The organism is Stenotrophomonas sp. OVS01A (assembly GCF_019969775.1).
Lineage (GTDB): Bacteria > Pseudomonadota > Gammaproteobacteria > Xanthomonadales > Xanthomonadaceae > Stenotrophomonas > Stenotrophomonas indicatrix.
In genome coordinates, this window is record NZ_JAHXYV010000001.1 from 1,356,299 (window position 1) to 1,380,079 (window position 23,781).

The 23,781-nt window shown below is 67.7% G+C and carries 25 protein-coding genes; all 25 read right to left on the reverse strand.

What is annotated here, in order from left to right:
• Positions 1 to 9 precede the first annotated feature (9 nt).
• Positions 10 to 2,112, reverse strand: coding sequence for a flagellar biosynthesis protein FlhA (gene flhA / locus LC407_RS06460; RefSeq protein ID WP_059064124.1), 2,103 nt, complete (start codon positions 2,110 to 2,112; stop codon positions 10 to 12).
• Positions 2,109 to 3,239: a flagellar biosynthesis protein FlhB gene (gene flhB / locus LC407_RS06465; RefSeq protein ID WP_033831035.1), complete on the reverse strand. Its 1,131-nt coding sequence runs from the start codon at positions 3,237 to 3,239 to the stop codon at positions 2,109 to 2,111. Before flhB ends, flhA begins: the two co-directional genes overlap by 4 nt.
• 166 nt (positions 3,240 to 3,405) lie before the next feature.
• Positions 3,406 to 5,535 (reverse strand): bifunctional diguanylate cyclase/phosphodiesterase, encoded by a 2,130-nt coding sequence (locus LC407_RS06470; RefSeq protein WP_025878984.1) that lies wholly within the window; start codon positions 5,533 to 5,535, stop codon positions 3,406 to 3,408.
• A gap of 161 nt (positions 5,536 to 5,696) precedes the next feature.
• The gene (fliR, locus tag LC407_RS06475) at positions 5,697 to 6,488 is read right to left on the reverse strand and encodes a flagellar biosynthetic protein FliR (protein WP_032974840.1); all 792 of its coding nucleotides are present in this window, start codon (positions 6,486 to 6,488) and stop codon (positions 5,697 to 5,699) included.
• A 16-nt stretch (positions 6,489 to 6,504) separates the two neighbouring features.
• On the reverse strand, positions 6,505 to 6,774 hold the full coding sequence (locus tag LC407_RS06480; protein WP_005413254.1) for a flagellar biosynthetic protein FliQ: 270 nt from the start codon (positions 6,772 to 6,774) through the stop codon (positions 6,505 to 6,507).
• A gap of 109 nt (positions 6,775 to 6,883) precedes the next feature.
• Positions 6,884 to 7,663, reverse strand: a complete 780-nt coding sequence (gene fliP / locus LC407_RS06485; protein WP_025878986.1) for a flagellar type III secretion system pore protein FliP — start codon at positions 7,661 to 7,663, stop codon at positions 6,884 to 6,886.
• Position 7,664: 1 nt separating this feature from the next.
• Positions 7,665 to 8,069, reverse strand: a complete 405-nt coding sequence (fliO, locus tag LC407_RS06490) for a flagellar biosynthetic protein FliO (RefSeq protein ID WP_033831039.1) — start codon at positions 8,067 to 8,069, stop codon at positions 7,665 to 7,667.
• Complete coding sequence (fliN, locus tag LC407_RS06495; protein WP_025878988.1) at positions 8,066 to 8,401, reverse strand: flagellar motor switch protein FliN; 336 nt, start codon at positions 8,399 to 8,401, stop codon at positions 8,066 to 8,068. The genes fliO and fliN overlap by 4 nt, the downstream gene beginning before the upstream one ends.
• On the reverse strand, positions 8,398 to 9,402 hold the full coding sequence (gene fliM, locus LC407_RS06500) for a flagellar motor switch protein FliM (protein WP_025878989.1): 1,005 nt from the start codon (positions 9,400 to 9,402) through the stop codon (positions 8,398 to 8,400). The genes fliN and fliM overlap by 4 nt, the downstream gene beginning before the upstream one ends.
• Before the next feature lie 10 nt (positions 9,403 to 9,412).
• Positions 9,413 to 9,928 (reverse strand): flagellar basal body-associated FliL family protein, encoded by a 516-nt coding sequence (locus tag LC407_RS06505; RefSeq protein ID WP_154880264.1) that lies wholly within the window; start codon positions 9,926 to 9,928, stop codon positions 9,413 to 9,415.
• Between the two features lie 198 nt (positions 9,929 to 10,126).
• Entirely contained in the window at positions 10,127 to 11,290 is a 1,164-nt protein-coding gene (locus LC407_RS06510) for a flagellar hook-length control protein FliK (RefSeq protein ID WP_223482441.1), read from the reverse strand.
• Complete coding sequence (gene fliJ / locus LC407_RS06515; protein WP_025878992.1) at positions 11,290 to 11,757, reverse strand: flagellar export protein FliJ; 468 nt, start codon at positions 11,755 to 11,757, stop codon at positions 11,290 to 11,292. The genes LC407_RS06510 and fliJ overlap by 1 nt, the downstream gene beginning before the upstream one ends.
• Positions 11,754 to 13,154: a flagellar protein export ATPase FliI gene (fliI, locus tag LC407_RS06520; RefSeq protein ID WP_080148829.1), complete on the reverse strand. Its 1,401-nt coding sequence runs from the start codon at positions 13,152 to 13,154 to the stop codon at positions 11,754 to 11,756. Before fliI ends, fliJ begins: the two co-directional genes overlap by 4 nt.
• Positions 13,151 to 13,759 (reverse strand): FliH/SctL family protein, encoded by a 609-nt coding sequence (locus LC407_RS06525; RefSeq protein WP_223482684.1) that lies wholly within the window; start codon positions 13,757 to 13,759, stop codon positions 13,151 to 13,153. The genes fliI and LC407_RS06525 overlap by 4 nt, the downstream gene beginning before the upstream one ends.
• 29 nt (positions 13,760 to 13,788) lie before the next feature.
• On the reverse strand, positions 13,789 to 14,775 hold the full coding sequence (fliG, locus tag LC407_RS06530; RefSeq protein WP_025878995.1) for a flagellar motor switch protein FliG: 987 nt from the start codon (positions 14,773 to 14,775) through the stop codon (positions 13,789 to 13,791).
• A 10-nt stretch (positions 14,776 to 14,785) separates the two neighbouring features.
• Positions 14,786 to 16,432: a flagellar basal-body MS-ring/collar protein FliF gene (gene fliF / locus LC407_RS06535; protein WP_025878996.1), complete on the reverse strand. Its 1,647-nt coding sequence runs from the start codon at positions 16,430 to 16,432 to the stop codon at positions 14,786 to 14,788.
• Between the two features lie 12 nt (positions 16,433 to 16,444).
• A complete protein-coding gene (gene fliE, locus LC407_RS06540) occupies positions 16,445 to 16,810 on the reverse strand; it encodes a flagellar hook-basal body complex protein FliE (RefSeq protein WP_025878997.1) in 366 nt (121 codons plus the stop codon).
• A gap of 587 nt (positions 16,811 to 17,397) precedes the next feature.
• On the reverse strand, positions 17,398 to 17,814 hold the full coding sequence (locus tag LC407_RS06545; RefSeq protein WP_223482442.1) for a hypothetical protein: 417 nt from the start codon (positions 17,812 to 17,814) through the stop codon (positions 17,398 to 17,400).
• Positions 17,815 to 18,063: 249 nt separating this feature from the next.
• Positions 18,064 to 19,569, reverse strand: coding sequence for a sigma-54 dependent transcriptional regulator (locus LC407_RS06550; protein WP_025878999.1), 1,506 nt, complete (start codon positions 19,567 to 19,569; stop codon positions 18,064 to 18,066).
• A complete protein-coding gene (locus tag LC407_RS06555; protein WP_025879000.1) occupies positions 19,566 to 19,943 on the reverse strand; it encodes a response regulator transcription factor in 378 nt (125 codons plus the stop codon). Before LC407_RS06555 ends, LC407_RS06550 begins: the two co-directional genes overlap by 4 nt.
• Before the next feature lie 14 nt (positions 19,944 to 19,957).
• On the reverse strand, positions 19,958 to 21,367 hold the full coding sequence (gene rpoN, locus LC407_RS06560; protein ID WP_223482443.1) for an RNA polymerase factor sigma-54: 1,410 nt from the start codon (positions 21,365 to 21,367) through the stop codon (positions 19,958 to 19,960).
• Between the two features lie 300 nt (positions 21,368 to 21,667).
• Positions 21,668 to 22,300: a response regulator transcription factor gene (locus tag LC407_RS06565; RefSeq protein WP_025879002.1), complete on the reverse strand. Its 633-nt coding sequence runs from the start codon at positions 22,298 to 22,300 to the stop codon at positions 21,668 to 21,670.
• Between the two features lie 91 nt (positions 22,301 to 22,391).
• Positions 22,392 to 22,970 carry a PilZ domain-containing protein gene (locus tag LC407_RS06570; protein WP_025879003.1) on the reverse strand — a complete coding sequence of 193 codons (579 nt, stop codon included), beginning with the start codon at positions 22,968 to 22,970 and terminating at the stop codon, positions 22,392 to 22,394.
• The gene (locus LC407_RS06575) at positions 22,967 to 23,260 is read right to left on the reverse strand and encodes a hypothetical protein (protein ID WP_025879004.1); all 294 of its coding nucleotides are present in this window, start codon (positions 23,258 to 23,260) and stop codon (positions 22,967 to 22,969) included. Before LC407_RS06575 ends, LC407_RS06570 begins: the two co-directional genes overlap by 4 nt.
• Positions 23,257 to 23,673, reverse strand: coding sequence for a flagellar export chaperone FliS (fliS, locus tag LC407_RS06580; RefSeq protein ID WP_025879005.1), 417 nt, complete (start codon positions 23,671 to 23,673; stop codon positions 23,257 to 23,259). The genes LC407_RS06575 and fliS overlap by 4 nt, the downstream gene beginning before the upstream one ends.
• Positions 23,674 to 23,781 lie beyond the last annotated feature (108 nt).

Here is a 23,781-nt window from a genome sequence, read left to right on the forward strand (position 1 = left end):
AGGGCGGCGTCAGCTGATCGTTCCGACCAGCTTCAGGCGCTTGTCCTCCGGCACCTCGCTGTACGCCAGGACCGACAGCGACGGAACGCTGTGGCGGACCAGGCGGGCCAGCGCGGCTCGCACCGGGCCAGGTACCAGCACCACCGCGGGCTCGTTGCGGGCTTCCTGCTTGCTGACACATTCGGCCAGGCTCTGGTGCAGTCGCTCAGCGAGTCCGGGTTCCAGCGCGGCGCCGTTGCCCTGCGTGGACTCCTGCAAGACACGTTCCAATTGCGGGTTGAGGGTGAACACCGGCAGCTCCGCCGACATTCCGGCGATCTCCTGCACGATGAAGCGGCCCAGTGCGGTGCGCACGGCGGCGGTCAGCGTGGCCGGGTCCTGGCTGTGCGGGGCGTGTTCGACCAGTGCTTCGGCGATCTTGCGCAGCTGGCGGATCGGAATGCGCTCGACCAGCAGGTTCTGCAGCACGCGCACCACCGCCGACAGCGGCAGCGCCTTCGGCGTCAGATCTTCGACGAGCTTGGGCGCGCTCTTGGCCAGGTTGGCCAGCAGGTGCTGCACTTCCTCGTGGCCGAGCAGTTCCGGTGCGTGCTCGCGGATCAGGTGCGAAAGGTGGGTGGCCACCACCGTGGCCGGGTCGACCACGGTATAGCCCAGGGTTTCGGCCTGGGCGCGCTGGTGTGGCTGGATCCAGGTCGCGTCCAGTCCGAAGGCCGGGTCCTTGCCGGCGATGCCTTCCAGCGGACCGAGGGCACTGCCCGGGTCCAGCGCCAGTTCGCGGTCGGGATGGATCTCGGCAGTGGCCACCGGCACGCCATGCACCAGTACCCGGTAGCCGTTGGCCGGCAGTTCCAGGTTGTCGCGGATGTGGACCGAGGGAATCAGGAAGCCGACGTCCTGGGTCAGCTTGCGGCGCACGCCCTTGATGCGCGGCATCAGCTCGCCGCCCTGGTTGCTGTCCACCAGCGAAATCAATCGATAGCCCACTTCCAGGCCCAGCGGATCGACCGGGCGCAGCTCGTCCCAGCTCAGTTCCGCGGTGGGTGCGGGGGCAGCGGGGCGGCCCAGCGCGTTCAGTGCGTTGGTGTCGCCTGCAGCGGTGTCGGCCTGCGCCGGCACCAGGCCCTTGCGGTACACCTTCCAGGCGATGAAGCCGAGGATGGCCGCCAGCGTCAGGAAAGCGACGTTGGGCATGCCCGGCACCAGGCCGACCACGCCGAGGATGCCGGCGGTGATGGCCAGCGCACGGTACTGGCCGAACACCTGGCCGGTCATCGCCTGCGCCATGTCCTGCGAGCGCGAGGCACGGGTAACCAGCATCGCCACCGCGCTGGAGACCAGCAGCGCCGGCAGCTGCGCCACCAGGCCGTCACCGATCGACAGCAGGGTGTAGGTGGCGGCGGCATCGCCGAACGGCATGCCATGCTGCAGCACGCCCACGGCCAGGCCGCCCAGCATGTTGATGAACAGGATCAGGATGCCGGCGATCGCGTCGCCGCGGATGAACTTGCTGGCACCGTCCATCGCACCGTAGAAGTCGGCTTCCTCGCGTACTTCCTCGCGGCGCAGCTTGGCTTCCTCGCGCGTCAGCAAACCGGCGTTGAGGTCGGCGTCGATCGCCATCTGCTTGCCGGGCATGGCGTCAAGGATGAAGCGCGCGGTCACTTCCGAGACGCGGCCGGCGCCCTTGGTGATGACCACGAAATTGATGATGGTCAGGATCGCGAACACCACGATGCCGACGGCGTAGTTGCCGCCGATCACGAACTCACCGAATGCGGCGATCACCTTGCCGGCCGCTTCGTGGCCGTTCTGGCCGTTGAGCAGGATCACGCGGGTGGAGGCCACGTTCAGCGCCAGCCGCAGCATGGTGGTGATCAGCAGCACGATCGGGAAGATGGTGAAGTCCAGCGGGCGCTTCACGTAGACCACTGCCAGCAGCACCATCAGCGAGATGGCGATGTTGAAGGTGAACAGTGCGTCGAGCACCGGCGCGGCCAGCGGCACCACGACCATGGCCAGCAGGGCCAGCACGATCAGCGGCGCGCCAAGGCCCTGGCGGATCATTTCAAGCGCGCGGCGGGTATTGAAGCTGGATGCCTGGGCGCTCATGGACGGCCCCCGTTGCCGAACTCATCAACCTGGATGTGCGGCGTGGACGGCATCGGGCCGGTCCGCCAGCTGCGCAGCTGGTAGACGTAAGAGAGGACCTGGGCGACGGCTGAATACAGTCTCACGGGGATTTCCTTGCCGAGTTGGCCTTCCCGATACAAGGCGCGTGCCAAAGGCGGGGCAGAGACGATGGCGACCTTGTTGCCGTCGGCCACTTCACGGATGCGCAGGGCGGTTTCATCCACGCCCAGGGCGACCACGGTGGGGGCATTCATGGCCCCGCCTTCGTACTTCAGGGCCACCGCGTAGTGGGTGGGGTTGACCACCACCACGTCGGCAGTGGGGACCGCCTCCATCATCCGGCGGTTGGCCATCTGCTGCTGCAGCTGGCGGATGCGGCCCTTCACTTCCGGGCTGCCTTCGCTTTCCTTCATCTCCCGGCGCAGCTCCTCGCGGGTCATCTTCAGCTTGCGCATCCAGTTCCAGCGCTGGTACGGCGCGTCGATGGCGGCCAGCACCAGCATCGCCCCGGCGGTGGCCAGCAGCAGCCGCAGGGTGAAGCCCAGTCCGTCGCCGATGGCGGTTTCCAGCGGCTGGTGGATCAGCCCGCGCAGGGTGTTGAAGCTGGTCCATACGACCATGCCGGCGGCGACGCCGACGAAGGCCACCCGCAGCAGCGACTTGATGAACTCGGCGATGGCTTCGGGGCCATACAGGCGCTTGAGCCCGCTCATCGGGTTCATGCGGTTGATGTCGGGCATCATCGCCTTGGCCGACCAGCGCAGGCCGCCCATCACCACCGGCGCCAGGAAACTGGCCAGCAGGCAGACCAGCACCAGCGGGGCGATCACCCACATCAGCTGCAGCAGCAGGTCGCCGAAGTGGCCGAACAGCGCCTTCGGGTGCTGGCGCAGGCTCTGTTCGGGGCTGAGCGCATGGCGCATCCAGGCGCTGGCGCCGCTGGCCATCGAGCCGCTCATGGCCATCACCGCGATCACCCCGGCGCCGAACACGGCGGCCGTGCCCAGTTCACGCGAGCGCGGCAGGTTGCCCTGTTCGCGGGCGTCGCGCAGGCGTTTTTCTGTCGGTTGTTCGGTTTTTTCGCCGGCGGATTCGTTCTCGGACATCACAGGCACTGCAGCAGGGGATGCCGGAGTGCGTGCAAGATTCGTTCCGTTACGGGTGCATGTGCCAACCGCAGTTGGCGCCTGCCGGAGCAGGTACCGGTAGCGCCGGGCCATGCCCGGCGAGCGGGCAGCCTGGATCATTGCATCCGCCGGGCATGGCCCGGCGCTACCCCGGGGGCCGGTCCTGCGGGCTCTGCGCCAGTTCCACCCGTGGCCGCGGCAGGTCGTGCAGCTGCATGAAGCGGGCCGCGTCCACTGGCCGGCCCAGCAGGAAGCCCTGCAGGTAGTCGCAGCCGAGGCGCTCCAGGTAGGCGCGCTGCGCGGCGGTCTCCACGCCCTCGGCCACGATGTCCATGTCCAGCGCATGGCCCAGCGCAACGATGGCCGACACGATCACCACGTCTTCGGCGCTGTGTTCCAGGTCGCGCACGAATGCGTGGTCGATCTTGATTTCGGTGGCCGGCAGGCGCTTGAGGTACAGCAGGCTGGAGTAGCCGGTGCCGAAATCATCGATCGAGATGCCCACGCCCAGGGCGGAGAAACTCTGCAGCAGGCGCAGGCTGGTATCGGTATCGCGCATCACCGTACTTTCGGTGATCTCCAGCACCAGGTTGCGCGGGGCGATCGCGTAGCGCTCGATCACCTCGCGCACGTCCTGCAGCAGGTGCGGCGAACTGAACTGCACCGGTGACAGGTTCACCGACATCGTCCAGCTTTCATGGCCGGCATCGTGCCAGTGGCGCAGCTGCTGGCAGGCCTGGTCCAGCGCCCAGCGGCCGATCTCGTTGATCGCGCCACTGCGCTCGGCCAGGCGGATGAAGCGGTCCGGCGGAATCAGGCCCTGTTCCGGATGACGCCAGCGGATGAGCGCTTCGGCGCCAGCCACCTTCTGCGTAGCCACGCGGATCTTCGGCTGGTAATGCAGGAACAGCTGCTCGCTGCCGATCGCGCGGCGCAGGTCGGCCAGCAGGCGGAACTGCTGCTCGGCGCTGTCGTTCATCCAGTCGGCGAACAGCACGAACGCATTGCGGCCCGACTCCTTGGCCTGGTACATCGCGGCATCGGCGAAGGCCATCAGCTGGCGTTCGCTGGCGGCATGGTCGGGGCAGATCGCGATGCCGATGCTGGCGCTCACCTGCAGCTCGTGGTCCGGCAGCAGCGGGCCGCTGCCCACCGCCTGCAGGATGCGCCGGGCCAGGGTCGGCAGGTCCTCGTCCTGTTCGATGCGCACCACCAGCACGAATTCGTCGCCGCCCAGCCGTGCCAGCATGTCGTGCGGCCGCAGCAGCTGGCGGGTGCGTTCTGCCACGGCCACCAGCAGCGCATCGCCGGCCTGGTGGCCATAGGCATCGTTGACCTGCTTGAAGCCATCCAGATCCATGAACATCACCGCGAAGCGGCTGCCGCCCTGTTCGGCCTCGGCCAGGGCCTGCAGGATGCGCCGCTGCAGCAGCAGCCGGTTCGGCAGGCGGGTGAGCGGGTCGTGCAGCGCGGCCTGGGTCAGTTCCTGCTGGGCGTCGGTCAAGGAGGTGCTGAGCAGCGAATTGCGCAGGCGCAACAGCTGCGCCTCCACCCGCTGGTCCAGCCAGGACACCACCAGCACCACCGCCAGGATCGCCACGGTCAGGACCACCACCAGCATCGCCAGCCAGTTGTTCTGCAGGCCATCGCCCACCGCTGCGCCGCAGACGCTGCCTTCCGGGAAGCGGGCGGCGGCCATGCCGGTGTAGTGCATGCCGACGATGGCCAGGCCGAGCAGGCCGGCGGCGGCCAGGCGGTCGCCGATGCGGGTGTGCTGTGCGCGCAGGCGGAAGGCCACGTACAAGGCAGTCCACGACGCGGCCACGGCGACCAGCAGCGACAGCAGCAGCCACACCGGCTGGTAGTCGATGCCCGGTTGCATGCGCATCGCGGCCATGCCCACGTAGTGCATGCTGGCGATGCCGCTGCCCATCAGCAGCGCACCGCCGGCCAGGCGGGGATGGGGCAGGGTGCGCAGCGATACCAGCCAGAGCGCGAACACCGACGAGCCGATCGCCAGTGCCAGCGACAGCAGGGTGATGGGCAGGTCGTAGCCCAGTGGAATGGGCAGGTCGAAGGCGAGCATGCCGATGAAGTGCATCGACCAGATGCCCAGCCCCATCGCAAAGCCGCCGCCCAGGCGCCACCACCAGGTCGCGCCCTTGCCGGGCGCGGTGACGGTGCGCCCGGCCATCGCCAGTGCGGTGTAGGACGCCATCACGGCAACCAGCAATGAGGTCGCCACCAGCCACGGGTTGTACGTGCCTACCAGCATTCGTCAGTCTCCCGGACCTGCCTGTCAACGGAAAAACTACGGTGGGGCATGCGCAAGGCGGGCGACCAGAGCCGCCGGTTGCAGCGTCCCCCCGGTCGCTGCGCATTCACTCTAACGCGGGCACCGGGGGGGACGGCAAGCAGCAGAACGTGACGACCACGTCAGCGGGTCACCGCACCGGCCGCCTGGAAGGCAGCATCGAACAGGCGCTGCACCGGCGGCCCCATTTCACCGACCAGCAGGGTCAGCAGGAACAGGCCCAGCAGCAGCGAGACCGGCAGGCCCAGCTGGATCGGATTCAACGCCGGTGCGGCGCGGGCCAGCACGCCGAAGGCCAGGTTGACCGCCAGCATCGCCACGGTCAGCGGGATGGCCAGGGTCAACGCACCGCGCAGCACGGTCAGCAGGAAGGTCGGGGCGATGCTGAAGAACGCGTGCGGGTCGGGCAGGGGCGCGCCGATGGGCAGGGCGCGGTAGCTGTCCACCACCAGCGAGATCAGCGCCAGGTGGCCGTTGGCGGTGAAGAACAGCAGGCCGAACAGCAGATAGAACCACTGGCCGATGACACCGGAGGTGCCGCCGCGCAGCGGGTCGCTCATCTGCGCAAACGCCAGGCCGGTGCCCTGGGCGACCAGTTCGCCGGCCATGGCGCCAGCCTCGAACACCAGCCGCAGCATGAAACCGATGGCCACGCCGATCGCCAGCTCGCGGGCGATGGTCAGCACGGTAGCGGCGTCGAAACCGGTCCAGTCCGGTACCGGCGGCAGCAGCGGCGCCAACGCAATGGCCAGCGTGCCGGCCAGCATCACCCGCACCCGGCCGGGCACCGCGCGGGTACCGATCATCGGCATTGCCATGGCCACTGCGCCGATGCGCAGCATGGTCCACAGCACGGTGCCGATCATGCCGAAGGCATTCAGGCCGTCGGCAGCCATCTGGGTGGCGGCGTCCATCTGCGTGCGCGTCCGTCTAGCCGATCAGGTGCGGGATGCGCTGGAACAGCAGCGTGGTGAATTCGACCAGATGGCCGATCAGCAGGCTGCCCAGTGCAAACAACACCGCTGTGAGGGCCGCAGCCTTGGCAACGAAGGCGATGGTCGGCTCGTTGAGCTGGGTCGCCGCCTGCACCACGCCCACCACCACGCCGACCACCAGTACGGTCAGCAGCAGCGGGCCGGCCACCCAGAGCACGGTAATCAGGCCACCACGCAGTTCGGTCAAGGCAAGTTCGGGAGACATCATGGTTCCATCGGTAGCGCCGGGCCAGGCCCGGCGGTGGTCAATGCGGCAGCCGGCACTGCCCGGCGTCGCCTCTGTAGAGCCGAGCCATGCTCGGCTGACCTTCGGATCAGGCCGGATTGAAGCTGGCCGCCAGCGTGCCGACGGTCAGCACCCAACCATCGACCAGCACGAACAGGAGGATCTTGAACGGCGCAGAGACCAGCATCGGCGACAGCATCATCATGCCCATCGACATCAGCACGCTGGCCACGACCAGGTCGATGATCACGAACGGGATGAAGATCAGGAAGCCGATCTCGAAGGCGGTCTTCAGTTCGCTGGTGACGAACGACGCAACCAGTACCGGGAACGGAATCGCATCAGGGCTGGCGTAGGTGCCGTGACCGGCGATGCCGGCGAAGGTCATCAGGTCGGTCTCGCGGATCTGCGCCAGCATGAAGGCGCGCAGCGGCGTGGTGGTCAGCGTCCAGGCAGTCTGGAAGTCGATCTCGCCATTGAGGTACGGCGCCATGCCGGTGCTCCAGGCCTTGTCCCAGGTCGGCAGCATGATCATCGCGGTGAGGAACAAGGCCAGGCCCAGCAGGACCTGGTTGGACGGCGTCTGGCCGGTGCCCAGCGCCTGCCGCAGCAGGCCCAGCACGATGATGATGCGGGTGAAGGAGGTCAGCACCAGCAGCATCGACGGGATCAGGGTGATCGCCGTCATCAACAGCAGTGTCTGCAACGGCAGGCTGACCGGCGCACCGCCGATCTTGCCGACGTTGATGTCCGGCAGCGGCGTGGTCGGCGCGCCCGGGGCGGCGAACGCCAACGCAGGCAGCAGGCACAGGGCGATCAGGCTCAGCCACGGCAGCAGGGTGGCAAGACGGGAACGGGTCACACGCATGTCAGGGGTCCTTGCGCAGCCGCTGTTGCAGCAGCTGGGCGAAATTCGGCAGGTTCTTCAGGTCGGGTACGCGTACCGGCGCAGGCGGTGGCAGCGGTTCGGGCAGGGTGTGCAGGGCGTTGATGCCGCCGGCGGTGACGCCCAACAGCAGTTGCTGACCATTGACCTCGACCACCACCACGCGTTCCTTGGCGCCGACATTCAGGCTCGCCACCAGCTTCATGCCCTCGGCCGGGCGGAAGCCGCTGCCGGGCAGGCGCTTGAGCAGCCAGCCCAGGCCGATGACCAGGGCCAGCACTGCCAGCAGGGCCAGCACCGCACCGAACAGGCTCGGTGCGGCCGGCGCATGCTGGCCGATCTGCGGGGCCGTCTTGGCGACGGCCAGAGTGGTGGCGAGCAGGCTCAACGCAGTCTCCGGATCCGCTCGCTGGGGCTGACCACATCGGTCAGGCGCACGCCGAAGCGGTCGTTGATCACCACCACTTCGCCATGGGCGATCAGCGTGCCGTTGACGAACACGTCCAGCGATTCGCCGGCACCCCGTTCCAGCTCTACCACCGACCCCTGGTTGAGCTGCAGCAGGTTGCGGATCGGCAGGCGGGCGCGGCCGACTTCCAGCGACAGCGTCACCGGCACATCGAGGATCACGTCCAGGTTCAAATCCGGGCCGGTCGCTTCATCGGCCTGCAGGTTGCTGAACTGGGCCGGGGTCGGTTCGAGGGCGTCGATATCGTTCATTGCGGGTCTTCCTGGATGACGGGTACGCGCGGACGGGTGCCCGGCGGATGGGTAGCGGTGATCTTTACGGCGTTCATGCCGTTGGCGACGCCGAACTCACCGGTGAACACCGGGATGTTCTCCACGCACAGCGGCACCTGCGGGCTGAGGTCGATCGGCAGGATGTCGCCGACCTTCAGCCGGGTCAGGTCGCGCAGGGTCATGCGCTTGCTGGCCAGTACGCTGGACAGGGTCACTTCGGCCACGTTGAGCTGCTCGCGCAGGGTGCGGCCCCAGCTCTCGTCGCGGTCGTTGCGGTCGCTCTGGATGCCGGCGTCGAGCAGTTCGCGGATCGGCTCCAGCATCGAGTAGGGCAGGGTCACGTGGATGTCACCGCCACCGCCGTCGAGTTCGACATGCAGGCGGCACACCACCACGTATTCGCGCGGCGTCACGATGTTGGCGAAGTGCGGGTTGATCTCCGAGTTGATGTACTCGAATTCCACGTCCATCACCGGTGCCCACGCTTCACGCAGGTCGGCGAAGGTCTGCTTCAGCAGCAGGTGGATCACCCGCATTTCGGTGGCGGTGAACTCGCGGCCTTCGATACGCGTCGGGTAGCGCCCGTCGCCGCCGAAGAAGTTGTCGACGATGGCGAACACCAGGGTCGGTTCGAACACGATCAGGCCGGTACCGCGCAGTGGCTTGAAGCGGATCAGGTTCAGGTTGGTCGGCACATACAGCGAGTGCATGTAGTCGTTGAACTTGATCAGCTCGATGCCGCGCACGGACAGTTCGGCCGAACGCCGGATCAGGTTGAACAGGCCGATCCGCCACAGGCGCGCAAAGCGCTCGTGGACCATTTCCAGGGTCGGCATGCGACCGCGGATGATGCGGTCCTGGCTGGCGAAATCGTAGGAGCGTGCTTCGCCACTGGGGGCGTCCGGCTCGGTTTCGACCGCGCCACTGTCCACGCCATGCAACAGGGCATCGATCTCATCCTGGGACAGCAGGTCATTCATCGGGGAGCCCTTACTGGGTCACGAAGCTGGTGAACAGCAGGTCGTCGGCACCGTTGCTGCCGGTCTCGGCCTTCAGCACCTTCTGCACTTCGGCCAGCGAATCGGCCTGCAGCTTCTGCTTGCCGGCGATGTCGGCGATCTGCTGCGGGCTGACCTGCGAGAACAGCATCAGCAGGCGCGCGCGGATGGCCGGGGCATGGGTCTTGATCGCTTCCACCGCGGCCGGATCGCGGGTCATCAGCTGCACTTCCACCTGCAGGTAGCGCGGGCCGTCGATCGAGCCGTTGAGGTTGACCACGAATGCCGGTTCCAGCGCGAAGTACTGGGCCGGGGCCGGGGTGGTGGTCTTCTTCGGCGCCTGCGCGGCCTTGTCTTCGTGCTTGGACTGGGTGAAGAACCAGACGCCGCCACCGGCGGCACCGGCGGCCAGTATGGCGACCAGGGCGGTGATCAGGATCGGACTGCGCGGCTTGGCGGTCTTGTCCTTGTCGGCGGTCTTCTTGGTTTTGTCAGCGGCTGCGGCCACGGGGTGAAGCTCCTGAGGGTTGCTTCACCGGGATATGCAAGGGGTGTGCCGGAGCGGCCGGGGAGGGTGGTGACGGAATTCCGTCGGGTGTTCATATCGGCAGCGCCGGGCCATGCCCGGCGGAATGTCGGGAATCCGCCGGGCATGGCCCGCGCTACCCGTGTACTGCCAGGTGCCGACCTTGGTCGGCACGCACGGTCAGGCGTACGCGTCCAACAACCCGCGCTGGCGGATCAGCTGCGACGCCGACACCGTGGTGTCGCCCAGTGACGGTTCTCCGTCACCACCACGACCGCCGCCGCCCGCCGGGCTGCCCGGAGTGCCGTCGCCACTGTGCTGCTGGCCGACATCGGCATGGGCCAGCTGGAAGCCCTGCTCGCCCAGCAGTTCACGCAGGCGCGGCAGGCTGCTTTCCAGCGCCTGGCGTACATCCACATGCGGGCTGCTGAAGCTGGCATGGACCTTGTCACCGTTCATCTGCAGGCGCACGTCCACCGGCCCCAGGTCTTCCGGATTGAGGCGGATGTGGGCATGGCCGATCTTCTGGTCGGCCAGCCAGCCGATGCGCGCGCCGATGGCCTGGTCGAAACCATCATCGCCCAGCACCGGCTTCGGAGTCGGTTCGCCATTGAAGACGGCATTGCTGGCCAGTGCGGCCTTCAGGTCCTGCAGGGCGGCGGGCAGGGGGGGCTGCAGCGGCGCCGGAGGTGCGCGGTCGCCGATCTGCAGGCTGTCACCGTCGTCGGCACGATCCAATGCCTTGCCACTCATCACCAGCTCCGGCAACGGTAGGCCACTGGCCTCATCATCGCCGGCAGCGGATGCCGGAGCGCTGGCGGCCGGCGCTGCCGCGCCCTGGCTCGCGTTGGTCGCCACTGCGGCGGTCGCGGGTGCCAGTGCAGCGGAGGGCAGCGCGCCGCCTTCGGCATCGCTGGCCGCTGGCGGCGGCAGCACAGGCGCCGGATCGACGCCGGCGGGCACGGCCAGCATCAGGCCGGCCAATCCGAGTGGCGGCCAAGGCGCGTCGTCCGCGTTGGCCGGGGTGTCCTTGTCGTCGCTGGCAGCCGACGTTGCCGGTACAGCAGGTGTCGATGTGCTGGCGTCCGTGGCGGCTGCTTCGCCGTCGGTCGGCCGCGGCGTCGCCTTGCCCGGGTTGCCGTCGGGTGGTGTTGCAGCGTTGGCCGGTGTTGCCGGATTGCTGGCGTTTGTCGCGGTACCGGGCGTGCCGGTCGAGGCGCTGCCGCCCTGCAGCATCTGGCCGAAATCCTTGCCGGAATCGCTGCGCGAGGCGCGTGCGCTGCCGGCATTGCCACTGCCGCCGGGCGTCGGTGCGCTGGCGTTGCTGCTCAACGGGGAGGGCATCACGACCGGCCTCCCTGCTCGCCATCGTCCTGGTCTTCGGTCTGCGCCAGGCGCGCGCGGCGTGCGCCGATGTCATCCATCTCGCGCTGGTCGCGGCGGTCGGTCACCACTTTTTCCTGCGCGCGGTAGCTGGCGGCCAGCTGCTCCAGCACGGCCTTGTCACGGCTGGCCAGGATCAGGCGCGCGCGTTCGGCCTCCACTTTTTCGAGGTTGCCGTTGACGGTCTGCTGCTGCTGTTCCACCGCGCTGTCCAGCCGGTCCAGGAATGCGCGCCGGTTCAACAGCTGCGCCGGGCTGGTCGCGGCCATCTGCGCGTTGGCGTACTCCTCGGCGTAGCGCCGCAGTTCGTCCAGGCGCGACAGATGGGTGTCGAGCACGTTCTGGCGTTCGGCCAGGTCGCGGGCGACCGCGTCCTCGTGTTCCTGGGCCCGCTTCAGCAGGGGGTCGATGCGCTTGGACTGGATCATGTCAGCCTCTCGTTCTCTTGTTCCACCAGGCGCTGCAACGCCGCCTGGCTGTGCGGTAGATCTGCGGCCTTGGCCACATCCTGGCCGAGGAATTCCATGATTTCCGGCCAGCGCTCAAGGGCTTCATCGGTTGCCGCGTCGTTGCCGCGCTGATAGGCGCCGATGGCGATCAGGTCGCGGTTGGCCGAGTAGGCCGAGACCAGCCGTTTCAACTTGCGGATGCGCAGGCGCCACGCTTCGTCGGCGATTTCCGTGACCACGCGGCTGACCGACGATTCCACGTCGATGGCCGGGTACAGGCCGCTGTCGGCCACCCGGCGCGAGAGCAGGATGTGGCCGTCAAGAATCGCGCGCGCTGCATCGGCGATCGGATCCTGCGGATCGTCGCCTTCGGTCAGCACGGTGTAGAAGGCGGTGATCGAACCGCGCCCCTTGGCGCCGTTGCCTGCACGCTCCACCAGTGCCGGCAGCTTGGCGAACACCGAGGGCGGATAGCCGCGCGTGGTGGGCGGCTCGCCCACCGACAGGCCGATCTCGCGCTGCGCCTGCGCGAAGCGGGTCAGCGAATCCATCAGCAGCAGGACGTTCAGGCCCTGGTCGCGGAACCATTCGGCGATGGCGGTGGCGCGGTAGGCGCCATGCAGGCGGGCCAGCGGCGGCCGGTCGGCCGGGCTGGCCACCACCACCGCGCGGCGCAGGCCTTCCTCGCCCAGCGTGCTTTCAACGAAATCGCGCACTTCGCGGCCACGCTCACCGATCAGGCCGACCACGATCACGTCGGCGGCGGTGTAGCGGGTCATCATGCCCAGCAGCGTCGATTTGCCGACGCCGGAGCCGGCGAACAGGCCCACACGCTGGCCGCGGCCGATCGGCAGCAGCGCGTTGATCGCGCGCACGCCCACGTCCAGCGGCTGGGTGATCGGTTCGCGCGCCAACGGATTGATCGAAACGCCGGCCATGCCGACGTGGCCTTCAGCGCGGATCGGGCCCTTGCCATCCAGCGGTACGCCATCACTGTCGATGACACGGCCGAGCAGGCCTTCGCCCACTTCCACGCCGCCACGACGTGCCGAGGGCACCACCCGCGCATTCGGCAGCAGCCCGTGCAGTTCGGCACTGGGCATCAGGTAGGTGCGTTCGCCGGCGAAGCCGACCACTTCGGCATCGACCCAGCCGCCGTCAACCACTTCCACCTTGCAGCTGGCGCCGAGCGGCGCTTCGCAGCCGACCGCTTCCAGGGTCAGACCGACCGCCCGCCGCAGCACGCCTTCGCGGATCAGCCCGCGACCGTGCGCGGTGTCGACCTTCAGGCCGTCGAGGCGGTTGGCCAGGCGCAGGTTGCGGGCAACGGCCCAGTCGGCCGGCGGCGACGGCTGCGAAGCGGTATTGGTATTCATGCGATGGTTCCGGTCTGGCGGATCACGGCGTCCAGCGCGCCGCGCAGGCGGGCTTCCAGGGTGCCGTCGATGCGTACCGCTTCGGCATGCACGCGCAGGTCGCCACGGCTCAGGCTGGTATCAGGCACCAGGCGCTGCTGCGGCGACAGGGTCAGCAACGGGGCGAGGGCGGTGATGTCATCGGGATGCAGGCGTACTTCCACCTCGCGGTTGCTGCCACCAACGGCGTCAATCGCCTCGCCGACCAGTTGTCCCAGCAGCGCCGGATCGGCCTCGTAGGCACGGCCAACCAGCGCACCGGCAATGCGTACCGCCAGTTCGCCGAGGGCGCCGACCACTTCATTTTCCAGGCGTGCCAGCGGCCGGCCGAAGTTGTCGAGGATGCCCTCGATCTGCGCGACCAAGCGGCGCACCTCGGCCTGGCCCTGGCTGAAGCCATCGGCATGGCCCTGGTCGAAACCTTCCTTCTCGGCGCTGTCCTGGATCGCCTGGATTTCCTCCAGGGTCGGCAGCTGCAACGGCGGCTCGGGCTCATGCTCCGGGTCCGGCTCGGTGAGTTCGAAGGCCTCGTCCTGGTCCAGCACCGGTTCGGGCTGGGCCAGCAGGTCCGGGGCAAGCCAGCGCACGACGTTGCTCACAGCATCGCCTCCGCGCTGCCGCCGATGGTGACAGTGCCCTCATCGGCCATGCGCTTGACGATGGCCAGGATCTCGCGCTGCGCCACTTCCACGTCGGACAGGCGGACCGGGCCGCGCGCTTCCATGTCTTCCAGCAGGATCTCGGCTGCACGCTGGGACATGTTGCGGGTGATCTTGTCGCGTACCTTGATGTCGGCGCCGCGCAGGGCCAGGCCCAGTCGTTCGCCGCTGACTTCGCGCAGCACCAGCTGCATCTCGCGGTCGTCCAGGTCCACCAGATCGTCGAACACGAACATCAGGTCTTGGATGCGGCCACTCAGCGGTGCGTCGATGCGCGCGATCTCGCCCAGGATCGCCTGGTCCTGGCCGCTGTCCATGAAGTTGAGGATGTTGGCCGCGCACTGCACGCCGCCGATGTTGGACGACTTCAGGTTCTGGTTGCCGGCGAACTGGCGTTCCATGATCTCGTTGAGTTCGTTCAGCGCATTGGGCGGAATGCCGTCGAGGGTGGCGATGCGCAGCAGCACGTCCACGCGGGTGCGCTCGGGCAGCAGCTTCAGCGCGTCGGCAGCCTGGTCAGTTTCCAGGTGCGCCATCACGATGGCGATGATCTGCGGATGCTCGTTGCGCACCAGGTCGGCCACCGCACGCGGGTCCATCCACTTCAGTGCGTCCAGGCCGGTGGTGTTGCGGCCCAGCAGGATGCGGTCGATCAGGTTGCCGGCCTTCTCGCTGCCCAGCGCCTGCACCAGCATGTTGCGGATGTAGTCGTCCGAGCCCACGCCCAGCGAGGTCTTCGAGCCCAGTTCCTGGCTGAACTGGTCCATCACCCGTTCCACCTGTTCGCGGGTGATGTCGGACATGGTGGCCATGGCGATGCCGATCTTCTGCACCTCCTTCGGCTCCATGTGGCGCAGCACTTCGGCCGCGTCCAGTTCACCCAGCGACAGCAACAGGACGGCGGCGCGCTGCACGCCGGTCAGGGGCGCGACCTCAGTCATTGGCCACCCAGCCCTTGACCACCTGGGCCACGCGCTTGGAGTCGGTCTTCACGGCTTCACGGGCCATCCGCAATCGTTCCTCATAAGAATCCACCGGCAGGGCCAGCGCTTCCGGCCCGCCCAGGCTGACCCGGTCGGCGCCCAGCGCCGGCAGCGGGGTGCCATCGTCATCGACCAGCTGCACGTCCGCGGTGTGCGGTTCCAGCGCCAGTTCTTCGTTCTTGCGGTTCTGCCCGGTGATGCCGCGCAGTGCCGGGCGCAGCACGCCGAACAGCAACGCCATCACCACCAGCGCACCCAGCAGCATGCGGCCGGCATCGTGCACCCACGGCAGTTCCCACCAGGCCGGGCCTTCCACCGGCGTGGTGTCACGCACGAACGGGGCATTCATCACCGACACGGTGTCGCCACGCTCGGCACTGAAACCGACGGCCTGCTTGACAAGTGCCTCGACCCGGGTCAGTTCGGCCGCCGACAGCGGCTGCGGTGCAACCTTGCCGTTGGCGCCGGCGCGCGGCACGTTGTCCACCAGCACCGCCACCGACACGCGCTTGATGCGGCCGGCCGGCTGGCGGGTGTGCTGCAGGGTACGGTCCAGCTCGTAGTTGCGGGTCGCGTTCTTGCTGCTTTCGGTCGGTGCCTGCGCGGTGGCCGGTGCGGCGGCCTGGCCCGGCGGGCTGTTGCTGGTGGCACCCGGTACGCCCTGCGGGCCCGGCGTGCTGCTGGTGTTCTCGCTCATCTGCTCGCTGCGCAGCTTCTGCGGCTCGCCGTTGTACAGCTCGCGCGCTTCCTCGGTCACCGAGAAGTCCATGTCGACACTGACTTCGGGGTTGACCCGGCCGGGGCCGGTCATCGGTTCCAGCAGCTCGCGGATACGCTGGTTGAACGAGGTTTCCTGGCGGCGCACCTGTTCGAACTGGGCGGCGTTGACGGCCGCTTCGCTGTTGGGGTCGCTGACGCTGAGCATGCGACCGCTCTGGTCGACCACGGTCACCCGTTCCGGCGCCAGATCGGGAATGGCTGCAGCAACCATGTGCACGATCGCATCAACCTGGCTGCGTTCCAGCTGCTGGCCGCCACGCAGTTCAAGGGTAACCGAGGCACTGGCCACATCACGCTGGCGGGTGAACGCACTGGGCTTGGGAATGGCCAGGTGCACGCGCGAATCGCGCACCGGGCGCAGCGTGTTGATGGTGCGCGACAGCTCGGTTTCCAACGCGTGCTGGTAGCGCGCACTTTCCACGAACTGGCTGACACCAAAACCGGGGTCGCGCTCCATCAGCTCGAAGCCGAGCTTGCCGCTGTCGGTCAGGCCCGAGCCCGCCAGTTTCAGGCGGGCATCATGCAGGTTCTTCTCCGGCACGGTGATGCCACCGGTGGCCGGGTCCAGCTGGAACGGAATCTGTGCGGCACGCAGCAGATCGGTCGCTTCAGCGGTGGCCTTCTGGTCCAGGCCGGTGTACAGCGGCACCATGCCCGGCTTCTGCGACCAGAAGAACACGAACAGCCCGGCCGCGACGGCCACGGCGATCATCGCCATCAGTCCGAGCCGACGGGTGATCTGCAGGCTTTGCAGCCGATCGAACCACTGGCCCGCCTTTTCGGCGTTCAGGGATTCCTTGGAGAGCGACAGGGCCATGCGGTTCTATCCTTACAGCGGCATGTTCATCACGTCCTGGTAGGCCTGGACGAGACGGTTGCGGACTTCCACGGTGGCGCGGAAGGCGATCTGGGACTGCTGCGAGGCGACCATCACCTTGGCCAGGTCGGCACCGGGTTCACCCAGTTCGAAGGCCTTGGCCAGCGCGCCGGATTTCTGTTGCGCATCGTTGACGCCGGCGATGGCGCCGCGCAGGGTTTCAGTGAAGCTGGCAGGCTGGACCTGCGGCGCATCCAGCACCGTGCCCGGCAGGGCATTGCTACGCGGCGCTTCGGCCAGCGGGTTGAGCGCGGGCTGTCCCACCTGGGTCTGGTAGGAGCGGATCTGGGAAAGGATCGAAGTGACGGAGTGGGACATCTGCAACGGTTCCAGAAACAGGGATGGGGGTGTCTGCTGGAGCTAGTGCAAGTGCCGTGCCGAAATGGCTGATCGGTTCAGTGAAGTGAGGGGGGTATTGCTTTGCGGGGTTGCACCCCGCGCCCCGCGGTAGTGCCGGCCGCTGGCCGGCAACCTCAACAGCGACAGCCAAAGCGGCTTTCCTGTGGGATGGCGGGGTGGGTCCGGTTGCGGGGGACGCCGTAAACCCGTCCATGGGGGCTTGGCCGCGGCATCCATGCCGCGGACACCCCCGCAACCGGACCCACCCCGCCTTCGACAATTTCCCGCTGCTGTTGGTGGGTGCTGACCGTTGGTCGGCACGCTGCTCTTGGTAGGTGTCGACCTTGGTCGACACGCTGCTGTTGGTGGGTGCTGACCGTTGGTCGACACGCTGCTGTTGGTGGGTGTCGACCTTGGTCGACACGCTGCTGTTGGTGGGTGCTGACCGTTGGTCGGCACGCTGCTGTTGGTGGGTGTCGACCTTGGTCGACACGCTTGATCCGCGGCATGGGTGGATGGCGCTTGGGATGCGTGACGCGTCATTTCACCGGCGTCGGTTTTTTGGCCTATGGCTGCAGGGTCCAGCGGCCGGAATTCTGGCGCTGGCGTGGGGCGATGGGGCCGTCGTGCTGGGTGTAGATGAAGCGGCCCTGGTGGTCGGTCAGGCAGGTCAGCAGCAGGGTGTAGCGGGCGGGGCCGGCGGGGTGGGCTTCTGTCATCTGGATTTCCGCAATGTGCGGAGCCAGTTGCTGGTAACGGTAGCTGCCGCCGATGCGGAGGTCGGTGCCGAGGATGTGCAGCACGTACTGATTGCTGCCGAAGCTGACCTGCACCATGCGTCCGGCATTCGGATTATCTGGCTGGTACAGCGGATCGCTGAGGTTGGTGAACTGGCGCTGGTCGAGTGTGGTGGGCAGGGCGCAGTCGGCGGCTGTGGCCAGAGCAGGGCAGAGCAGGGCGGCAAGCAGAGTCAGGCGATGCATGGCGGAACCTCGTTGGGACGTCCTTGCCATGCTCCGCGGTGCGGTTGCGTTGTCTGTAGGAAAACGTGCAAATGCAGCGAAATATTCTCGGTACCGTCGCCGGTCATCCACGCATGGCGTGGATCTACTGAGCAATCCGGCCGCTGCCATGGAACCGTCGGACCCGCCCGCGCATCAGGCGGACCCCCACAAACACCAACGCCCGGGCAAGCCCAGGCGTTCGTGCCCCCTTCATGCTGGTAACGCGTGTCAGCTGGCCAGTTCGGCCGCTTCGCGTTCGATGCCGTACTTGCGCAGCTTTTCCACCAGGGTGGTGCGGCGCAGGCCGAGCAGCTGCGCGGCGTGGGCAACCACGCCCTGGGTGCGCTCCAGTGCTTCGTTGATCAGGCCCAGTTCGATGTTGGCCATGTGGTTGCGCAGGTCCAGGCCGTCGTCCGGCAACGCGGCCGGCGCTGCGGCGCGGTTGACGGCGATGCCATGCTCGAGCGACGGCTGGTTGCCACTGCCCGGAGTGTGGAACGAGAAGCTGCGCAGGTCCAGGCGTTCTTCGCTGGCGACAACCGGAGCGGCCGCGACCACAGCGGGTACGGCCAGCGCGGCGTCGCCGCGGTAGCGTGCCGGCAGGTCCTGCACGCGCACCGAGCCACCCGGGTGCAGCACGGCCAGGCGCTCGACCAGGTTGGTCAGTTCGCGCACGTTGCCCGGCCACTCGTAGCCGGCCAGCGCCTGCAGCGCTTCCGGGGTGAAGCGCACTTCGCCGCGACCGGTGCGCGCCAGCTGGGTGGCGATGGTTTCCACCAGCGCCGGCAGGTCTTCGCGACGCTCGCGCAGGGCCGGCACATCGATCGGGAACACGTTGAGGCGATAGAACAGGTCCTCGCGGAACTTGCCATCGGCAATGCGGCTTTCCAGGTCGCGATGGGTTGCGGCGATCACCCGCACGTTGCAGCGGATGGTCTGGTTGCCGCCGACGCGCTCGAAGCTGCGCTCCTGCAGCACGCGCAGCAGCTTGACCTGCATCGGCAGGCTCATGTCGCCGATCTCATCGAGCAGCAGCGTGCCGCCCTCGGCCATTTCAAAACGGCCCTTGCGCGCGGTCAGCGCGCCGGTGAAGGCGCCCTTTTCGTGGCCGAACAGCTCGCTTTCCAGCAGTTCGGCCGGAATCGCGCCGCAGTTGATCGCCACGAACGGGCCATCGCGGCGCGGCGAGCGCTGGTGGATGCTGCGCGAGACCACTTCCTTGCCGGTGCCCGATTCGCCCAGCACCAGCACGGTGGTGTCGAACGCGGCGACCTGCTCGATCATCGTGCGCAGTGCGCTGACCGCCGGACCGTTGCCGGTCGGGCCCTGGTCCTGCACGGCACCGGCCTGGTGTTCGGCATCCAGGCGCTTGAGGCTGGCGCGGCGCAGCAGGGCTTCCATCTGTGCGTGACGCAGCGGCGCTTCCAGCGGCCAGATGTTGGCTTCGTGCAGGCCATGCCGCTGCGCGAACGCAGTCGCGTCACCGTCGGCCAGCAGCACCGGCGGCGGCAGGCTGCTGCCCCCCAGCCAGGCGTACAATGCGGTGCTGGCGGCACTGTCGTCCAGGCTGCCGACGATCACCGCCATCCAGTCGTTCTGGCGCTGGCGCGTCAGGTCGAAATCGGCCGCGTCGGAAACCCAGCGCGGGTTGAAGTCCATGAATTCCAGCAGGGCCACGGTGCGCTCGGCACGCACCGCGTCGTTGTCCAGTACCAGGATGCGCGATTCGCTCACGACCGTTCCTCCCTGAGGCCTTCCAGGATCGGCATGACTTCCTGGATGTAGGACAGCTTGCTGACGAAATTGTCGGCGCCGGCGCGCAGTGCGTGCTCGCGATGCTCGACGTCATCGAAGTGGCTGGCGATCACGATGTACGGGGCATCATCCTGCGACTTGATCAGGCGGGTGGCCTGCAGGCCGCCCATTTCCGGCATCGCCAGGTCCATCAGCACCACCTGCGGGCGCAGGCTTTCCGAGCGTTCGATCGCTTCCAGGCCGTTGCCGGCGCTGCCGACGATCTGCAGCCAGTCGATCTTGCGGAAGTGGCGCATGGCCGCGTTGATGAAGCCCTCGTGGTCATCGACCAGCAGAACTGTGAGCTTGTTCATGTCCAACATCCTTTTCAGCCCACCCGGGCCAGCTGCGGTTGCCTGGCGTTGACCCGGCGCCGTTCGCGGGCCGGGGCGATATCCAGTTGTTCGCGGTATTTTGCGACGGTTCGACGGGCAATGTTCACCCCTTGGCGGGACAGCAGGCCAGCGATGGCCTCGTCCGCCAGCGGGCGTCCGGCCGGTTCGGCGTCGATCAGGCGGCGGACCATGGCCTTGACCGCCTGGCCGGACACGCTGGCCCCTTCCAGGCGCACGGCGAAGAAGTGCTTGAGTTCGAAGGTGCCGCGCGGGGTCTGCAGGTACTTGCCGGTGGTGATGCGCGAAACGGTGGATTCGTGCATGCCGATTTCTTCGGCCACTTCCTTCAGTGTCAGCGGTGCCATGGCTTCCTCGCCACGCACCAGGAAGGCTGCCTGGCGCTCGACGATCACCCGCGCCGTGCGCAGCAGGGTGTCGTAACGCATCGACAGGCCGCGGCTGAACCAGCGTGCCTCCTGCAGCATCTCGCGCAGGGCCGGCGCAGCCTCACCACTGTCAGCCAGAGCCTGTTCGTACTGGCTGTTGATCGATACCCGGCGGCTGGTGGCCGGGTTCAGCGCCACCTTCCATTGTTCGTCGGCGTGCCAGGCGACCACGTCCGGCACCACCACTGCATTGCACTCGGGCAGCAGGCTGTCGCCCGGGCGCGGCTGCAGCGACAGGATCAGGCGGACGGCTTCGCGCACGTCCTCGATCTCGGCATCGTGCTGGCGGGCGAGGGCGGGGTAGTCGTGCGCGGCCAAGGCATCGAGCGCGCCCTGCAGGATGCGCGCAGCCAGATGCCGGGCCGGCACCACGCCGTGCAGGCTGCACAGCTGGGCCAGCAGCGATTCGCGCAGGTCCTGCGCGGCCATGCCGGCCGGCTCGCCCTGCAGCAGGTGCTGGCGGACAGCTTCAACGCCGTCGGCATCGATGTCGAACTGCGCACTGGCCAGCAGCTGCAGCTGCGCCAGCGGTGCCTGCAGGTAGCCGGCATCGTCGCAGTGTTCCAGCCAGAAGGCGGCCACGGCCAGTTCGTGCTCGTCCAGGTCCAGCGCCAGGCGCTGCAGCACGCGCAGCTGCGGGTCGCTCGACTCGCCAGCGGCGATGCGCGCCATGCGGTCGTCGTCGCCGTCCTGCCAGTTGGCGCCGGACACCTCCCACATCGAGGATTCGGGCAGTTCGTCGAACGCGGCCGTATCCAGCGTGGTGGTGGCCGGATCGGTAGCTTCGGCGGCGGGCGCTTCGGCGTCTTCGATTTCCAGCAGCGGATTGGAGTCCAGCAGGCGCTGGATTTCCTGTTCCAGGTGCAGGCCGTCGAGCTGCAGCAGCCGGATCGACTGCAGCAACTGCGGGGTGAGGTGAAGTTGTTGGCCCAGCTGGGTCGAGAGTGAAGCCTTCATCGTGGTTCCCCGGCGCCGCTCCCCGACGCCTTGTGGAACACATCTTGCTTTTGATCCGGCAAGGGCGGAATCGGGGGGTTCCTGAGGGTGTTGGTGGTGTTCCCGACACCGTGTAGGGAAAACCCCTACACAAGCGCGGGATTTTGACGATCATGCGCGCCAAGTCATTGATTCGTGGTCAGCGGCCACGGCGGCAGGTCGTGCGTGCTGTACGGAATCCCGTCGGGATGCGCGTGGGTGACGGTATTTCGGCGCCAGCCCTGCCAGTGGCGCTGCGGCGTTACCGCCGACGCGGGGACGTCATTCCAGTTCGTGCTGGTGGCGCGCGGCCAGCAGCAGCAGATCATTGGCGCGACGGCAACCCAGCGATTCCATCATGCGTGCGCGATGGGTCTCCACCGTCTTGACGCTGATACCAAGATCGGCGGCGATTTCCTTGTTGCTCTCGCCCTTGCCGATGCGGCGAAGGATCTCGCGCTGGCGCGGCGACAGTGCGGCAATGCCGGTCGGTTTTTCGCGACCGAGCATCGGCGCCAGCATCTTGGCCGAGATCTGCGGACTCAGGAATACCTGGCCGGCATGCGCGGCACGCAGCGCCAGTTCCAGCTCCTGCGGTGCGGCATCCTTGACCACGAAACCGACGGCACCCCGATCCAGGGCATCACGCACGTGGGCGGCGTCGTCGTGCATGGTCATCATCACGATGCGCGTGCCGGGTGCGCGCAGGCGGATGTCGCTCAGTGCTTCCAGGCCGGTACGGCCGGGCAGCGACAGGTCCATCAACACCACGTCCGGTGCGTGCTGCAGGGCCATCTGCAGTGCCTGTTCGGCATTGCTGGCCTCGGCGACGAGCTGCACGTCGGCAAACCCCTGCAGCAGCCGCGCCAGGCCGGCGCGAACCAGGGTGTGATCGTCGACGATGAGAACTCGCACAGGCACGCTGGAGGTTGGGGAGGGGGGTCCACCTTAACTTAGCTGAACGGGCACGCCAAGGGCTGTCCGTCCGCCTGCATGGTGGCAGATTTCAGCGTGCGCGGCGGGCCTCGGCCACCTGCCGACGGTGCAGCCGGAACAGATGCCGTTCCATCGCCATTTCCAAGCCATCGCCGAGGCGATGGAAGCGCAGCCACAGATAGTGACCACCACCGCCATCGGCCGCTTCGGCGATGACTTCCACCGGCAGGTCGATATGGTCGGGCAGCCAGTCGCTGGGTTGCAGGCGGACAACGCCGGCCTGGCCGGGCGTGCTGCCGCTGCGTGGGCCCAGCTGCAGGCGGATGCCACGGCGCGACCAGCGCACCGGGCGCAGCGTGGGTTCCTGGCCCTGCTGGCGGATCAGGCGGCCGAGCAGGACCATGGTCAGGTCCACCTTGGCTTCCAGGCGCTGCAGCTGCAGGCTGGCTTCGCTGCGTTCCTCGTGTTCGTCGATGCGGCTGTCTTCGACCAGTGCCAGGCTGCGCAGCAGGCCTTCGGCACTGCTGGTCCGGCCCACTGCACTGCCGGCCTGGAACTCGGCGGGCAGGGCCAGTTCACAGCTGAGCGTTTCGTCGAACAGCTCGCTTTCAGCCGGGTGGTGCAGGGACGTGGTCGGCAGCACGGTCATGCCAGCGATTCTGCCTGCAGGTAGGCATGCGCGGCGCGAAGGGAGCGGCGGCCGTCCTGCATCTGCACGGAGACTGCGTCGCGACGCTGGCGCAGCAGGCCGAGCAGGCTCTGCTGGCGCTCCAGCAGGGCCGACAGCGGCGCGTGGTCGGCGCTGCCCAGCGGCTGGCTCAGCAGTGCGTGCAGGGTGCTGTCATGGCCATCGAGCAGGCTGTCGGCCTGTTCGAAGGCCTCTTCGTCGAGGGCCTTCTCGAAGGCATCCAGCTGCGCGTTGAGTTCAAGCAGGCTCATGGCGCCACCGCCGCGGGACGGCGCTGTTCGTGCGGAATGGCATTCCAGGCACCGTCGATCTCGCCCAGCAGCTGCAGCGATTCGTCCAGCGCGGCGCGGTCGTTGTGCAGGTTGGCTTCGGTCAGGCGCTGCAGCAGGTAGTCGTACAGCGCCGACAGGTTGCCGGCGATTTCGCCGCCGGCTTCATGGTCCAGCGAGCCGTTGAGGTGGGCGACGATCGCGCACGCTTCGCCGATCGCCTTGCCCTTGCCGGCCTGGTCGCCCTGGTCAAGGGTGGCCTGTGCACGGCGCACGCGCTCCAGCGCGCCAGACAGCAGCAGCGCCACCAGTTTGTGCGGATCGGCATCGGCGACCGCACTGGTCACACCCACCTGGCGGTATTGCTCGGCGTACTGACGGCTGGAACCGTACATTCGTGATTCTCCCTTGCGCGGGGTGCCGGGGTGCGGTCGAAGGGACCGTTGACGCCGGCACTGCGATGATTGCTGTTGCGTCCGTTATCGGTGCGTACGGCGCCAAAC